Annotated in this window: 10 protein-coding genes; 7 read left to right on the forward strand and 3 right to left on the reverse strand. The window is 54.7% G+C overall.

What is annotated here, in order from left to right:
* Positions 1-148: 148 nt before the first annotated feature.
* Complete coding sequence (gene aroP, locus EKN83_RS06000; protein ID WP_045284782.1) at positions 149-1,519, reverse strand: aromatic amino acid transporter AroP; 1,371 nt, start codon at positions 1,517-1,519, stop codon at positions 149-151.
* Positions 1,520-2,056: 537 nt separating this feature from the next.
* On the opposite strand from aroP, the gene pdhR reads away from it, so the two are divergent.
* The 5 genes from pdhR to traT all read left to right on the forward strand — a co-directional run bounded on the left by pdhR (position 2,057) and on the right by traT (position 10,045).
* A complete protein-coding gene (pdhR, locus tag EKN83_RS06010) occupies positions 2,057-2,821 on the forward strand; it encodes a pyruvate dehydrogenase complex transcriptional repressor PdhR (protein ID WP_008501960.1) in 765 nt (254 codons plus the stop codon).
* 123 nt (positions 2,822-2,944) lie between these two features.
* On the forward strand, positions 2,945-5,608 hold the full coding sequence (gene aceE, locus EKN83_RS06015) for a pyruvate dehydrogenase (acetyl-transferring), homodimeric type (RefSeq protein ID WP_025756775.1): 2,664 nt from the start codon (positions 2,945-2,947) through the stop codon (positions 5,606-5,608).
* Positions 5,609-5,622: 14 nt separating this feature from the next.
* Positions 5,623-7,518, forward strand: a complete 1,896-nt coding sequence (aceF, locus tag EKN83_RS06020; RefSeq protein WP_025756776.1) for a pyruvate dehydrogenase complex dihydrolipoyllysine-residue acetyltransferase — start codon at positions 5,623-5,625, stop codon at positions 7,516-7,518.
* Positions 7,519-7,693: 175 nt separating this feature from the next.
* Positions 7,694-9,118, forward strand: a complete 1,425-nt coding sequence (gene lpdA, locus EKN83_RS06025; protein WP_003856313.1) for a dihydrolipoyl dehydrogenase — start codon at positions 7,694-7,696, stop codon at positions 9,116-9,118.
* Between the two features lie 195 nt (positions 9,119-9,313).
* On the forward strand, positions 9,314-10,045 hold the full coding sequence (traT, locus tag EKN83_RS06030) for a conjugal transfer complement resistance protein TraT (RefSeq protein ID WP_025756777.1): 732 nt from the start codon (positions 9,314-9,316) through the stop codon (positions 10,043-10,045).
* Between the two features lie 63 nt (positions 10,046-10,108).
* Here the strand turns inward: traT and EKN83_RS06035 are convergent, their stop codons facing one another.
* Both EKN83_RS06035 and EKN83_RS06040 read right to left on the reverse strand, forming a co-directional pair.
* Positions 10,109-10,900, reverse strand: a complete 792-nt coding sequence (locus tag EKN83_RS06035; protein WP_104556626.1) for a DUF2950 domain-containing protein — start codon at positions 10,898-10,900, stop codon at positions 10,109-10,111.
* 10 nt (positions 10,901-10,910) lie between these two features.
* On the reverse strand, positions 10,911-12,470 hold the full coding sequence (locus tag EKN83_RS06040; protein WP_126800507.1) for a DUF3300 domain-containing protein: 1,560 nt from the start codon (positions 12,468-12,470) through the stop codon (positions 10,911-10,913).
* Between the two features lie 893 nt (positions 12,471-13,363).
* Between EKN83_RS06040 and acnB the strand changes: the two genes are divergently transcribed.
* On the forward strand, positions 13,364-15,961 hold the full coding sequence (gene acnB, locus EKN83_RS06045) for a bifunctional aconitate hydratase 2/2-methylisocitrate dehydratase (RefSeq protein ID WP_032672437.1): 2,598 nt from the start codon (positions 13,364-13,366) through the stop codon (positions 15,959-15,961).
* Positions 15,962-16,145: 184 nt separating this feature from the next.
* The gene (gene yacL / locus EKN83_RS06050; protein WP_014830673.1) at positions 16,146-16,508 is read left to right on the forward strand and encodes a protein YacL; all 363 of its coding nucleotides are present in this window, start codon (positions 16,146-16,148) and stop codon (positions 16,506-16,508) included.
* Positions 16,509-16,527: the final 19 nt, after the last annotated feature.

The raw sequence follows: 16,527 nt of genomic DNA on the forward strand, positions 1-16,527 counted from the left end.
TGCGGTATGGAGAGAATTATTTGCTGGCGAAGGAATATATGCGTTGCAGTATCAGGGCGGTGATATGGATAAAAGCGCTGTGGAGGTGAAAGTGTGAGGGAGGTAACAACCTGCGGTACCCGCAAAAGCAGGTACCGCAGAAGGAGGCTTAGTGGGCCTTCATGGCTTTACGGCTTTTCTGGCTGAACAGATAGCCGACGCCGAGCACGGCAATCCAGACCGGGATCAGGTAGACGGAAATCGCCATACCCGGTGTGATCAGCATGATGACCAGCACGGCCGCCATAAACAACAGGCAAACCCAGTTACCCAGCGGGTAGAACAGGGCAGGGAAACGCGTGGTGACGCCCTGCTGCTGTTTCGCACGGCGGAACTTGATGTGCGCCAGGCTGATCATCGCCCAGTTGATGACCAGGGCAGAGACCACCAGCGCCATCAGCAGACCAAACGCCGATTCAGGCGCCATGTAGTTGATGAGTACGCACAGCGCGGTCACGATGGCTGACACGATAATGGTGTTTACCGGCACGCCGCGTTTATCGACGTTGAGCAGCGCTTTCGGCGCGTTACCCTGTTGCGCCAGGCCGAACAGCATACGGCTGTTGCAATAGACGCAGCTGTTGTAAACGGAGAGCGCCGCCGTCAGTACAACGATGTTAAGCGCATTCGCTACAACGGTATCGCCCAGCTCGTGGAAGATCAGCACAAACGGGCTGGTGTCAGCAGTGACGCGCGTCCACGGCAGCAGGGAGAGCAGTACGGCCAGCGAACCCACATAGAAGATCAGAATACGGTAGATAACCTGGTTAGTGGCTTTGGGAATGCTCTGCTCCGGATTGTCTGCTTCAGCGGCGGTGATCCCCACCAGCTCCAGACCACCAAAGGAGAACATGATGATCGCCATCATCATCACCAGCCCCGTCATGCCGTGAGGCAGGAAGCCGCCCTGTTCCCAGAGGTTGCGAACGGTTGCCTGTGGGCCACCGTTGCCGCTGAACAGCAGCCAGCCGCCAAAGATGATCATCGCCACCACGGCAATCACTTTAATAATCGCAAACCAGAATTCCATTTCACCGAACACTTTTACGTTGGTCAGGTTAATGGCATTGATAATGACGAAGAAGGCCGCCGCGGAGGCCCAGGTTGGGATCTCGGGGTACCAGAACTGAATGTATTTCCCGACGGCGGTAAGCTCGGCCATCGCAACCAGCACGTACAGTACCCAGTAGTTCCAGCCAGAGGCGAAACCGGCGAAACTGCCCCAGTACTTGTATGCAAAATGGCTGAACGAGCCCGCCACTGGCTCTTCAACGACCATTTCACCCAACTGACGCATAATCAGAAAGGCGATAAAGCCTGCGATGGCGTACCCCAGAATAATGCCTGGACCGGCTGACTGGATAACGGATGCGCTACCCAGAAACAGGCCGGTTCCGATAGCACCGCCCAGTGCGATGAGCTGAATATGGCGGTTTTTAAGCCCGCGCTTTAGCTGATCGCCGTGCTGTTGAGCTTCCATTTGAAACCTCGTGTGTGGTTGTTATGTTCACGCTGAGCGTGTGTAATTATGAATATCCATTTTCTGTATTTATTTCTTTACGGTTAATAAGACCGAAAAAAGCGGAGAACTCTTCCGTAAGCGCCAGAATAGTGGTAAGTGCCTGCGAATGCACCTGCTTTATGACGCACGGATGACGAGTTGAATAAAAAGAAACCATTTGTAAATCGTTCCGCTCATTCTTCTTATCCCAACCTATAGAATAGAAATTCGCCATAAGTGGGCGAAATTTCATTATTTGCTTTGTTGAATCGCTTCAGATTGCAAAAACCCTCGTTTCATTATGGTTAAAACTTCCTCTTTAGGGGTAATCAACTCATTTGTGCAAAGTTACATTTCTGAAACGTTATTTCTGTAAGGTTGTTAAAATGTGCAGGGTTTACTGATTTCAATCAAAACCAATATGGACAGAAGGTGAATACTTTGTTACTTTAGCGATACGAAATAGAAATTGGTAAGACCAATTGACTCCGGGCAAAAAGGCGTAAGACAGGGAATATGGCCTACAGCAAAATTCGCCAACCAAAACTATCTGATGTGATTGAGCAGCAGCTGGAGTTTTTAATCCTCGAAGGGACTCTGCGCCCGGGTGAGAAACTTCCGCCAGAACGCGAACTGGCAAAACAGTTCGACGTTTCACGTCCCTCTCTGCGTGAGGCGATTCAACGTCTCGAAGCTAAGGGCTTGCTGCTTCGTCGTCAGGGCGGCGGAACTTTTGTGCAAAATAGCCTGTGGCAGAGCTTCAGCGATCCGCTGGTAGAACTTCTCTCTGACCACCCAGAATCCCAGTTTGATCTGCTTGAGACCCGTCACGCGCTTGAAGGTATTGCGGCCTATTACGCCGCCCTTCGCAGCACTGATGAAGATCGCGTGCGTATCCGCGAGCTGCATCAGGCCATTGAACGGGCACAGCAGTCCGGCGATTTAGACGCCGAGTCCAGCGCCGTCGTCCAGTATCAAATCGCCGTCACCGAAGCGGCACACAATGTGGTGCTCCTCCATCTGCTACGCTGCATGGAGCCGATGCTGGCCCAGAACGTTCGTCAAAATTTTGAATTGTTGTATGCCCGTCGGGACATGCTCCCACTGGTAAGCAACCATCGCACCCGAGTATTCGAGGCGATAATGGCCGGGGAACCGGAGCAGGCGCGCGAAGCGTCGCACCGACATCTGGCTTTCATTGAGGAAATCTTGCTGGACCGCAGCCGTGAACAATCGCGTCGCGAACGTTCATTACGCCGCATACAGCAACGAAAGGATTAAGCGCCAGGTACTTTTAGAGCGCGGCAACTAAACGCAGAACCTGTCTTATTGTGTTCTTGCCCAAGAGCACAATGGGACAGGTTCCAGACAAATCAACGTATTAGATAGATAAGGAATACCCCCATGTCAGAACGTCTCCAAAATGACGTGGATCCGATCGAAACTCGCGACTGGCTACAGGCGATCGAATCGGTCATCCGTGAAGAAGGTGTTGAGCGCGCTCAGTATCTGATTGATCAGCTGCTTTCTGAAGCCCGCAAAGGCGGCGTGAAGGTTGCTTCAGGTGCAGGGGCTAGCAACTACGTAAACACGATTGCCGTTGAAGACGAACCGGAATACCCGGGCAATCTGGATCTGGAACGTCGTATCCGTTCTGCAATTCGCTGGAACGCCATCATGACCGTTCTGCGCGCATCCAAGAAAGACCTGGAACTGGGTGGCCACATGGCATCCTTCCAGTCCTCTGCGACCGTTTACGAAGTGTGCTTCAACCACTTCTTCCGTGCAGCGAACGAGAAAGACGGCGGCGATCTGGTGTACTTCCAGGGCCACATCTCTCCGGGCATCTATGCACGTGCATTCCTGGAAGGTCGTCTGACTGAAGAGCAGATGAACAACTTCCGTCAGGAAGTTCACGGTAAAGGACTGTCTTCTTACCCGCACCCTAAACTGATGCCTGAATTCTGGCAGTTCCCGACCGTATCCATGGGTCTGGGCCCAATCGGTGCGATCTATCAGGCTAAATTCCTGAAGTACCTGGAACACCGTGGTCTGAAAGACACCTCTGAGCAGACCGTATACGCCTTCCTGGGCGACGGCGAGATGGATGAGCCAGAATCTAAAGGTGCGATCACCATCGCGACCCGTGAGAAGCTGGACAACCTGTGCTTCATCATCAACTGTAACCTGCAGCGTCTGGATGGTCCGGTAACCGGTAACGGCAAGATCATCAACGAACTGGAAGGCATCTTCGCGGGTGCGGGCTGGAACGTGATCAAAGTCATGTGGGGTTCCCGTTGGGACGAGCTGCTGCGTAAAGATACCAGCGGTAAACTGATCCAGCTGATGAACGAAACCGTTGACGGTGACTATCAGACCTTCAAATCCAAAGACGGTGCCTACGTGCGTGAGCACTTCTTCGGCAAATACCCTGAAACCGCCGCACTGGTTGCAGACTGGACTGATGAGCAGATCTGGGCGCTGAACCGTGGTGGTCACGATCCGAAGAAAATCTACGCAGCACTGAAAAAAGCGCGCGAAACCAAAGGTAAAGCGACCGTTATCCTGGCCCACACCATCAAAGGTTACGGCATGGGTGATACCGCAGAAGGTAAAAACATCGCTCACCAGGTTAAGAAAATGAACATGGACGGCGTGCGCTATATCCGCGACCGTTTCAACGTTCCAGTTACCGATGAGCAGGTAGAAAACCTGTCTTACATCACCTTCCCGGAAGGTTCTGAAGAGTACAAGTACCTGCACGAACGTCGTCAGGCGCTGAAAGGCTATCTGCCAGCTCGTCAGCCTAACTTCACCGAGAAGCTGGAACTGCCAGCACTGGAAGACTTCTCTCAACTGCTGGAAGAGCAGAACAAAGAGATCTCTACCACTATCGCTTTCGTTCGTGCCCTGAACGTGATGCTGAAGAACAAGTCGATCAAAGATCGTCTGGTGCCAATCATCGCTGACGAAGCGCGTACTTTCGGTATGGAAGGTCTGTTCCGTCAGATCGGTATCTACAGCCCGAACGGCCAGCAGTACACCCCGCAGGACCGTGAGCAGGTTGCATACTACAAAGAAGACGAGAAAGGTCAGATCCTGCAGGAAGGTATCAACGAGCTGGGTGCAGGCGCATCCTGGCTGGCTGCTGCGACCTCTTACAGCACCAACAACCTGCCGATGATCCCGTTCTACATCTACTACTCCATGTTCGGGTTCCAGCGTATCGGTGACCTGTGCTGGCAGGCAGGCGACCAGCAGGCTCGCGGCTTCCTGATCGGTGGGACTTCCGGTCGTACGACCCTGAACGGTGAAGGTCTGCAGCACGAAGATGGCCACAGCCACATTCAGTCTCTGACTATCCCTAACTGTATCTCTTACGACCCGGCTTACGCGTACGAAGTGGCAGTCATCATGCATGACGGTCTGCATCGCATGTACGGTGAAGCGCAAGAGAACATTTACTACTACATCACCACCCTGAACGAAAACTACCACATGCCGGCAATGCCAGCAGGTGCCGAGGAAGGTATCCGTAAAGGTATCTACAAACTCGAAACCCTCGAAGGTAGCAAAGGTAAAGTTCAGCTGCTGGGCTCCGGTTCTATCCTGCGTCACGTACGTGAAGCGGCACAGATCCTGGCGAAGGACTACGGTGTAGGTTCCGACGTGTACAGCGTGACCTCCTTCACTGAACTGGCGCGTGATGGCCAGGATTGTGAGCGCTGGAACATGCTGCACCCACTGGAAACTCCACGCGTTCCGTACATCGCCCAGGTGATGAACGACGCGCCAGCGGTGGCGTCTACTGACTATATGAAACTGTTCGCTGAGCAGGTTCGTACTTACGTTCCAGCTGATGATTATCGCGTTCTGGGTACTGACGGCTTCGGTCGTTCTGACAGCCGCGAAAACCTGCGTCACCACTTCGAAGTTGATGCTTCTTACGTGGTTGTAGCAGCACTGGGCGAACTGGCTAAACGTGGCGAAATCGATAAGAAAGTGGTTGCGGACGCAATCACCAAATTCAACATCGATGCAGAAAAAGTTAACCCGCGTCTGGCGTAAGAGGTAAAAGAATAATGGCTATCGAAATCAATGTACCGGACATCGGGGCTGATGAAGTTGAAATCACCGAGATCCTGGTCAAAGTGGGCGACAAAGTTGAAGCTGAACAGTCGCTGATCACCGTAGAAGGCGACAAAGCCTCTATGGAAGTCCCGTCTCCTCAGGCTGGCATCGTTAAAGAGATCAAAGTCTCTGTTGGCGATAAAACCGAGACCGGCAAACTGATCATGATTTTCGATTCCGCCGACGGTGCAGCAGCTGCTGCACCTGCGCAGGAAGAGAAGAAAGCCGCTCCGGCCGCCGCTGCTCCAGCAGCTGCCGCAGCAGCAAAAGAAGTGAACGTGCCTGACATCGGCGGTGACGAAGTTGAAGTCACTGAGATCCTGGTGAAAGTGGGCGATACCGTAGCGGCTGAGCAGTCTCTGATCACCGTAGAAGGCGACAAAGCCTCTATGGAAGTGCCAGCGCCATTCGCGGGTACCGTTAAAGAGATCAAGATCAACACCGGCGACAAAGTGTCTACCGGCTCCCTGATCATGATCTTCGAAGTGGCGGGTGCTGCACCTGCCGCCGCGCCTGCTCAGGCAGCTGCTCCGGCTCCGGCCGCTGCACCTGCTGCTGCCGGCGGCGTGAAAGACGTTAACGTACCGGACATCGGCGGTGACGAAGTTGAAGTGACCGAAGTGATGGTGAAAGTGGGCGACAAAGTTGCCGCTGAACAGTCACTGATCACCGTAGAAGGCGACAAAGCGTCTATGGAAGTGCCTGCGCCGTTCGCGGGTACCGTTAAAGAGATTAAAATCAGCACCGGCGACAAAGTGTCTACCGGCTCTCTGATCATGGTCTTCGAAGTAGAAGGCGCTGCGCCTGCCGCAGCTCCGGCTGCCGCGGCTGCTCCGGCACCTGCCGCTGCACCGGCTCAGGCTGCTAAACCTGCCGCTGCCCCTGCTGCTAAAGCTGAAAAATCTGAGTTCGCTGAAAATGATGCTTACGTCCACGCGACCCCGCTGATTCGTCGCCTGGCGCGCGAGTTCGGTGTGAACCTGGCGAAAGTGAAAGGGACCGGCCGTAAAGGTCGTATCCTGCGCGAAGACGTTCAGGCCTATGTGAAAGACGCGGTGAAACGCGCCGAAGCTGCACCTGCTGCAGCCGCTGGCGGCGGTATCCCGGGCATGCTGCCATGGCCGAAAGTGGACTTCAGCAAGTTCGGCGAAATCGAAGAAGTGGAACTGGGCCGTATCCAGAAAATCTCTGGTGCGAACCTGAGCCGTAACTGGGTGATGATCCCGCACGTTACGCACTTCGACAAAACCGATATCACCGATCTGGAAGCGTTCCGTAAACAGCAGAACGCGGAAGCTGAGAAGCGTAAACTGGACGTGAAATTCACCCCAGTGGTCTTCATCATGAAAGCCGTTGCCGCTGCCCTTGAGCAGATGCCACGCTTCAACAGCTCTCTGTCCGAAGACGGCCAGAAGCTGACGCTGAAGAAATACATCAACATCGGTGTTGCGGTTGATACGCCAAATGGTCTGGTTGTTCCGGTCTTCAAAGACGTGAACAAGAAGAGCATTACTGAGCTGTCCCGTGAACTGACCACCATCTCCAAAAAAGCGCGTGATGGTAAGCTGACTGCCGGCGAAATGCAGGGCGGCTGCTTCACTATCTCCAGCATCGGCGGCCTGGGTACGACCCACTTCGCACCGATTGTTAACGCGCCGGAAGTGGCGATCCTCGGTGTGTCCAAGTCCGCGATGGAGCCGGTGTGGAATGGCAAAGAGTTCGTGCCGCGTCTGATGATGCCAATCTCTCTGTCCTTCGACCACCGCGTGATCGACGGTGCTGATGGTGCGCGTTTCATCACCATCATCAACAACATGCTGAGCGACATTCGCCGCCTGGTGATGTAATCGAAAAGCCGGCCGGTCGGCCGGCTTTTTTCTGATAATCTCATGGGGTTTATGAGGTTATTGGTGTAAGCGATAATTCGTGAGCCGTTTGTTGTTTCAAAATTGTTAACAATTTTGTAAAATACGGGCGGATAGAACGACCCGGTGGACGACGGGTATAAATTAAGAGGTCATGATGAGCACAGAAATCAAAACTCAGGTCGTAGTACTTGGGGCAGGCCCAGCAGGTTACTCCGCAGCATTCCGCGCAGCGGATTTAGGTCTGGAAACCGTCATCGTAGAACGTTACAGCACCCTCGGCGGTGTTTGTCTGAACGTCGGCTGTATCCCTTCTAAAGCGCTGCTGCACGTAGCGAAAGTTATCGAAGAAGCCAAAGCACTGGCTGAACACGGTATCGTCTTCGGCGAGCCGAAAACCGATATCGACAAGATTCGTACCTGGAAAGAGAAAGTTATCACTCAGCTGACCGGCGGTCTGGCGGGTATGGCCAAAGGCCGTAAAGTGAAAGTGGTTAACGGTCTGGGTAAATTCACCGGTGCGAACACCCTGGAAGTTGAAGGCGAAAACGGCAAAACCGTGATCAACTTCGACAACGCGATCATCGCGGCAGGCTCTCGCCCAATCGAACTGCCATTCATTCCACATGAAGATCCACGCGTGTGGGATTCCACCGATGCACTGGAACTGAAAACCGTTCCAAAACGCCTGCTGGTTATGGGCGGCGGTATCATCGGTCTGGAAATGGGTACCGTATACCATGCGCTGGGTTCAGAGATCGACGTGGTTGAAATGTTCGACCAGGTTATCCCGGCTGCAGACAAAGACATCGTTAAAGTCTTCACCAAACGCATCAGCAAGAAATTCAACCTGATGCTGGAAACCAAAGTGACTGCCGTTGAAGCGAAAGAAGACGGTATTTACGTTTCCATGGAAGGCAAAAAAGCCCCATCCGAACCACAGCGTTACGACGCCGTGCTGGTGGCTATCGGCCGTGTGCCGAACGGTAAAAACCTCGACGCGGGCAAAGCTGGCGTGGAAGTGGACGACCGTGGTTTCATCCGCGTTGACAAACAGCTGCGCACTAACGTGCCGCACATCTTCGCTATCGGCGATATCGTCGGTCAGCCAATGCTGGCGCACAAAGGTGTTCACGAAGGTCACGTTGCCGCTGAAGTTATCGCAGGCATGAAACACTACTTCGATCCGAAAGTGATCCCATCTATCGCTTACACCGAGCCAGAAGTTGCATGGGTGGGTCTGACTGAGAAAGAAGCGAAAGAGAAAGGCATCAGCTACGAAACGGCCACCTTCCCGTGGGCGGCTTCTGGCCGTGCTATCGCGTCCGACTGCGCAGACGGTATGACCAAACTGATCTTCGACAAAGAGACTCACCGCGTTATCGGTGGTGCTATTGTCGGTACCAACGGCGGCGAGCTGCTGGGTGAAATCGGTCTGGCTATCGAAATGGGCTGCGACGCGGAAGACATCGCGCTGACCATCCACGCTCACCCGACTCTGCACGAGTCCGTTGGCCTGGCGGCAGAAGTGTTCGAAGGCAGCATTACCGACCTGCCAAACGCAAAAGCGAAGAAGAAGTAAGTTTCTTCCGTGATTGCCTGACGCCTCCTCTGGAGGCGTTTTTTTTGCCTGAAAACTACCCGTTATGGTAGGTAACTTATTGTTATTTCCCCTAAAAATTTGCGTCTGTCTGCCGATACTTTTTTCACCATTGTGTAGCTACTGGCCGCACGGTTAACGATCTGGATTTTTGATTACACGCAAAAAGGAAATAACATGTCTTTGAAGAAAGTGATGGGGATTGGCTTATTAGCGGCAGTGATGACGCTGACCGGGTGCGGCGCGATGACGACGGCGGTGAAGAAGCGCAACCTGGAAGTAAAAACGCAGATGAGTGAAACCATCTGGCTTGAGCCATCCAGTGAGAAGACGGTCTACATTCAGGTCAAAAATACCTCTGATAAAGACATGAGCAACCTGCAGACGCTGCTGGCAAACGATCTGAGCGCCAAAGGGTACAAAGTCACGTCCTCGCCTGACAGCGCCTACTACTGGGTGCAGGCTAACGTCCTTAAAGCGGACAAAATGGACCTGCGCGAAGCCCAGGGCTATTTGAAAACCGGTTATGAAGGTGCCGCCGTTGGCGCTGCACTGGGTGCCGGTATCACTGCCTATAACAGTAATTCTTCGGGGGCGGCGCTGGGCGTAGGCCTGGCCGCTGGTCTGATCGGCATGGCTGCCGATGCGATGGTGGAAGATGTGAACTACACCATGGTGACCGACCTGCAGATCTCTGAGCGTAGCAAAGCGAAAGTTACTACCGATAACATCGCGGCGCTGCGTCAGGGGACGTCTGGCGTGAAACTGCAAACCAGCAGCGAGCAGGGCGATCGCGCGAAGTATCAGACCCGCGTGGTATCGAACGCTAACAAAGTCAATCTGAAGTTCGAGGAAGCGAAACCGGTTCTCGAAGCGCAGCTGGCGAAATCGGTCGCCAATATTCTGTAAGTTAAAAAGCCGGGTGGCAGCGCTGCCATACCCGGCTTATAACACTCAGCCCGTTGGCGGCATTCAGGGCGCGACGGGTTGCCAGGTTTTATCCGGGTTATATGAGGTGATCGCCTGGGCTTTCTGCGCCGAATCGCTACCGAGATCGGCCTGGTAAACCTTGTCGTCCTGGTTTATCACAAAGCTCATTACGCCCGTCTGGCCATAGCTGACCGGCCAGGCCACCATCGCGAAACCGTTGCTCTCCGGCAGGATCCGGAAACGGTAGCCGTGATAGCCGGTACCCGGTTCTTTCGGGCTAAATGCCGGGCCGAGCGGGCTGGGGGCTTCCCCGGGTGACGCGGGCCAGTACAAACCGTCTTTTTTCCCTTCCGAACTCACAATTTTCTGCGCGTAGGTTTGGTTCATCGCAAAGTAGCTTTGCTGCGCATCAACATAGGCATGTAACGCTTCAATGGCGGCGAGCTCGTTACGTCCGATTTCGCGGGTCAGGATCTCTTCAGCACCTTCTTTGATATCGAATTGCCAGCCAGCGCTGGTTTTAATCACCGGAATAGGAAGCTGCCAGCCGCTGTCGCCAACGACAAGATGCGCCGTATCTCCTTCGACAACGGTGTTATGACGCACTTTCCAGTCGCGCAGGAAACGATCGACGGCATCCGGGTCAACGCCTTCCGGAGGCAGAAAATCGCGCCAGTTCTCGCCAAGCAGATTGCTCATCGCGCGCTCGTTATGCTCGCTTATGGCTTTTGCCAGCGCATCGGTCGCCTGGTCGGGCGTGGTAAAGGCTTGCTGCGCCATCGCCGAAGCGGAAAGCATGAACAGCACCAGTCCACTGAGAAGTTTACTTTTCATGTCGGTTCCCTTAGCGATGTCGAATTTCACGGCGTTCAGCGCGTCCAGCAGATGCCTGACGCGTCTGCTGCTGGCGGGCGGCGAGTTGTCTGCTTTGCGCACCACGTTGCTGCTGCGCCTGCCAGTTCGCGGAGCGGCTGTCGTTGCCGCTCAGCGCGTTGGCCCGGGGCTGGCTGTTTCGCTGCTGAAGCGTGCGCTGCTGCGCAGGTTGTGAAACCCGTTTCTCTTGTCTCTGGGTTGCAGCCTGACGGCTTTCTCGCTGCTGCGTGGTGGCGCGCTTCACCGTCTGCGGGTTGGTGTCGTAGCCACGGTAGTTATTGCGTTGCGAAATCTGCTTCAGCTGTTCGCTTGAGGCCTGACGTTGCATATCTTTCGTGGCAGGACGCGCCGTTTGGGGGAAGGTTTTACCCGTTGATTTCTCCATCTGGCTCAGGGCCGCCTGACGCTGGCTGTCGCGGTTAACCGGTTTTTGCTGTGTTGAACTTAACCCGGTTGCCGTGCTGGTGGAGTGGAATCGCGAGTTGAGCTGATTCGTGGGGTAGGGCACCCCTTCCCGATAAGCCGGGTTATGCTGCCAGGTACGGTTGGCGTCCGTCAGGCGCTGTCCGCTGATTTTATTAAAGTTCTCAACGTTAATATTGATGTTGTTATCACCGTTGCGGTTATAGCCGCCGTGATTATCCCAGTCGTCATGGTGATGATCCCAGTCATCGTCATCATCCCAGTCAATGCTACTGAAAATGGCATAGGTTGTGGCGACACCCAGGCTGAAACCTAAGCCGTTGACGAAGCTGTTACCAAACTGCTCCCCGGGTGACGGTGGGAGATACGTTGGTGGATAGGCGGTGTTTGGCCAGGTCCCGTAAACCGTATTGGGGTTATAGGTGGGAACGTAAACGACCTGCGGGTCGGCGGATTCAATTTTGATCACCGTTGGGGCGGGCGCAGATGCGGTGGTTGTGGTTGATTCGGCGGTGCTGGTTTTCGCCGGTGCCGGTTTTGTCACGGTGGTGACCGTCTGCTGAGGCGTCGATTGCAGGGCGCCGGTCTTCTGTGCCAGCGCGCGCAGGCGCTGAACGGAATCCATCACATCTTTCGGTTGCGCGAGGAACGCATCACCTAAATTTTGAACCCACGGCGGGTTTTCTCCCATTAGCGACATAAGCTGAGGGAAGGCGACCAGCGATTTTACGCTGGGATCCCAGGGCTGGCTGGCGACGGCCTGAATCGCGGCGTCCCCTTCCATTTTAGGGTTATCTTTTGACCACTGGGCCGCCTGGATCACGTTGGCCGGATAAGTCGAGGCCATTAAAATTTGTGACAGCAGGGCGTCCGGGTAGAGCGCGATGGGAGCAACCCACTGATCGATCTGCGCGGCAGAATACGTTGGCGCGACGACAGGGGCGGGTTGTGCTGCGGCAGGCGTAGCCGGTGCAGTCGGTTGTTGTGCGACGGGGGCAGGCGCAACGGGTTCCGTTGCACGGCTTTTGACAAACATGACGCCTGAGGCGGCAAGCAGCCCGGCACTGCAGAGAAGGACAAGCAGATGTGGTTTAAAGGGCAACTTCATAAAATGACTCCAACGAGACCAGCGCTGTGCCGTGAGGCGTTACGGTTGGCGTGAGTATTATTCACCCGTCTTTTACTGTTTTGACTTTTATTGGGAAGCGTCCGGTACGTCCGGATAAAGAGTGTGAGTATTTATTACACAATTATATGCGATGCGGGAAAAACCGCAGGGAATTCAGAAGGCCGCTCTTGCGAGCGGCCAGCAGCTAGTTGCCGAGGTTAACGACGAACAGCACCGTGATGTCGGATATATTCCAGCCACCGTGGAGTGCGGTAAGCAGTAAACCGAGCGCAACGATCAGCGCAGTGATTCGCATCTCCATTGCGTGCGTTCCTGTAAAGGCTACGCGGGTTCATTCCCCACCGGGAAAGGCAGAACCAGGCAAATGAGTGTATTGCCGCGTAGGTTACGGCACTGCTCCCGGGCCCGGTGACTGGTTGCTACACCAGCGAAGCAGGCCGGGTGCAACAGTATTACAGTAGGTAAGCGCTGAGAAGCGGGAAAATGCAGTTGCATCCTTTTTCATCCGAAACTGGATGGCGGCTCGTAAACGCCAGGAAGGGACTTGCAGATTTTCTTACTGAAGAGCAATATCAGTGTCGAGTGTATTGCCGCAAATCTGCCAGCCCGGTGTGCTACCACCGCAAGGCAACAAATTAACCGCTGTGAGGCGGTTTTTTTGTACCCAAAATTCGCCTCATCTCTCCGCTACACCATGCTTAACGATTCAGCAAACTTTTTAATGTTGCTTTTTTGTAAACGGATTAACACTGTGCAGAAATCCTGCTATGCTGCCCGACGCGGTATCGGGCATTTACCCTACAAACTGCTGTCTCACAGGAGCGTGAAGAGAACGCCCGCCGCATATGACAATGAGAGCGAGGAGAACCGTCGTGCTAGAAGAATACCGTAAGCACGTAGCAGAACGTGCCGCCGAGGGAATTGTACCCAAACCGTTAGATGCAACCCAAATGGCCGCGCTCGTCGAGCTGCTGAAGAACCCGCCTAAGGGCGAAGAAGAATTCCTGTTAGATCTGCTGATCAACCGCGTACCGCCTGGCGTAGATGAAGCTGCCTACGTAAAAGCCGGATTCCTTGCTGCTATCGCCAAAGGCGAAGCCACCTCCCCACTGGTTACTCCTGAAAAAGCCATTGAACTGCTCGGCACCATGCAGGGTGGTTACAACATTCATCCGCTGATTGACGCGCTGGATAACGACAAGCTGGCTCCGATTGCCGCTAAAGCGCTCTCTTCCACGCTGCTGATGTTCGATAACTTCTACGATGTGGAAGAAAAAGCCAAAGCAGGCAACGTCTATGCGAAGCAGGTCATGCAATCCTGGGCTGATGCCGAATGGTTCCTGAACCGTCCTGCTCTGGCTGAAAAAATTACTGTCACTGTTTTCAAAGTGACCGGTGAAACCAACACCGATGACCTCTCTCCGGCGCCGGATGCGTGGTCTCGCCCGGATATCCCTCTGCACGCCCTGGCAATGCTGAAAAACGCCCGTGAAGGTATCGAACCGGATCAGCCAGGCGTCGTGGGCCCGATCAAACAGATCGAAGCCTTACAGAAAAAAGGTTTCCCGCTGGCCTACGTGGGTGACGTTGTGGGGACCGGCTCTTCCCGTAAATCTGCGACCAACTCCGTGCTGTGGTTCATGGGTGACGATATTCCGCATGTGCCGAACAAACGCGGTGGCGGCCTGTGCCTCGGCGGTAAAATTGCACCCATCTTCTTCAATACCATGGAAGATGCCGGCGCACTGCCGATCGAAGTGGATGTTTCTAACCTGAATATGGGCGACGTGATTGACGTTTACCCGTACAAAGGGGAAGTGCGTAACCACGAAACTAACGAACTGCTGGCGAGCTTTGAGCTGAAAACCGACGTGCTGATCGATGAAGTGCGCGCCGGTGGCCGTATCCCACTGATCATCGGCCGTGGCCTGACGACCAAAGCGCGTGAAGCGCTGGGTCTGCCGCACTCAGACGTTTTCCGTCGCGCGAAAGACGTCGCGGAAAGCAATCGCGGTTACTCGCTGGCGCAGAAAATGGTGGGCCGCGCGTGCGGCGTCGCCGGCATTCGTCCGGGTGCTTACTGCGAACCTAAGATGACCTCCGTCGGTTCTCAGGACACCACTGGCCCAATGACCCGTGACGAGCTGAAAGACCTGGCGTGCCTGGGCTTCTCGTCTGACCTGGTGATGCAGTCCTTCTGTCACACCGCGGCATATCCGAAACCGGTTGACGTGACCACGCACCACACGCTGCCAGACTTCATCATGAACCGTGGTGGTGTTTCCCTGCGTCCGGGCGACGGCGTGATCCACTCCTGGCTGAACCGTATGCTGCTGCCGGATACTGTGGGTACCGGCGGTGACTCCCATACCCGTTTCCCAATTGGTATCTCCTTCCCGGCGGGCTCTGGTCTGGTGGCGTTCGCGGCGGCGACCGGCGTGATGCCGCTGGATATGCCTGAATCCGTACTTGTTCGTTTCAAAGGCAAAATGCAGCCGGGTATCACCCTGCGCGACCTGGTTCACGCGATCCCGCTGTATGCGATTAAACAGGGCCTGCTGACCGTTGAGAAGAAAGGTAAGAAAAACATCTTCTCTGGCCGCATTCTGGAGATTGAAGGTCTGCCGGATCTGAAAGTTGAGCAGGCATTCGAGCTGACCGATGCGTCCGCTGAGCGTTCCGCTGCGGGTTGTACCATCAAGCTGAACAAAGAGCCGATTATCGAGTATCTGAACTCGAACATCGTGCTGCTGAAGTGGATGATTGCAGAAGGCTACGGCGACCGTCGTACGCTGGAGCGTCGTATCCAGGGCATGGAAAAATGGCTGGCCGATCCGCAGCTGCTGGAAGCCGATGCTGACGCTGAGTACGCGGCGGTGATCGACATCGATCTGGCGGATATCAAAGAGCCTATCCTGTGTGCGCCGAACGATCCGGACGACGCGCGTCCGCTCTCTGAAGTTCAGGGCGAGAAGATCGACGAAGTGTTCATCGGATCCTGTATGACCAACATCGGTCACTTCCGTGCTGCCGGTAAACTGCTGGATACCCATAAAGGCCAGTTGCCAACCCGTCTGTGGGTGGCGCCGCCAACCCGTATGGACGCGGCTCAGCTGACCGAAGAGGGTTACTACAGCGTGTTTGGTAAGAGTGGTGCGCGCATCGAAATTCCTGGCTGTTCCCTGTGTATGGGTAACCAGGCGCGCGTAGCCGACGGCGCGACGGTGGTCTCCACCTCGACCCGTAACTTCCCGAACCGTTTAGGCACCGGTGCGAACGTTTACCTGGCATCTGCAGAGCTGGCGGCGGTTGCGGCGCTGATTGGCAAACTGCCAACGCCGGAAGAGTACCAGACCTTTGTGGCTCAGGTGGATAAGACTGCGGTGGATACCTATCGCTATCTGAACTTCGACCAGCTCTCTCAATACACCGAGAAGGCTGACGGGGTTATCTTCCAGACGGCGGTATAAAAACCACCCCCTCACCCTGGCCCTCTCCCCAAAGGGGAGAGGGAATATAACCCCCCTCGCCCCTTTGGGGAGAGGGGCTGGGGGTGAGGGGTATTTTTTTATTTTCATTCCTCCCACCTCTCACGCTTTTTTTCTTCCTCTCTGCTGCGATAATTACCGTAATGGCTTTGCAGAGGAAAACACTATGGATTACGAATTTCTGCGCGACATCACTGGGGTGGTGAAAGTGCGTATGTCGATGGGCCACGAAGCCGTAGGACACTGGTTTAACGAAGAGGTGAAAGAGAATCTCGCCCTGCTTGATGAAGTAGAACAGGCGGCAAATACGGTGAAAGGCAGTGAACGTTCCTGGCAACGTGCCGGACACGAATACACGCTGTGGATGGATGGCGAAGAGGTGATGGTGCGCGCCAACCAGCTTGAATTTTCGGGTGATGAGATGGAAGAAGGGATGAGCTACTACGACGAAGAGAGCCTGTCGCTGTGCGGCGTAGAGGACTTTCTGCAGGTTGTGGCGGCGTACCGGGCATTCATGAAACAGAAATAGCTTACCGGAGCGTCCTTGC

The organism is Enterobacter sp. WCHEn090032 (assembly GCF_003986875.1).
GTDB lineage: Bacteria > Pseudomonadota > Gammaproteobacteria > Enterobacterales > Enterobacteriaceae > Enterobacter > Enterobacter sichuanensis.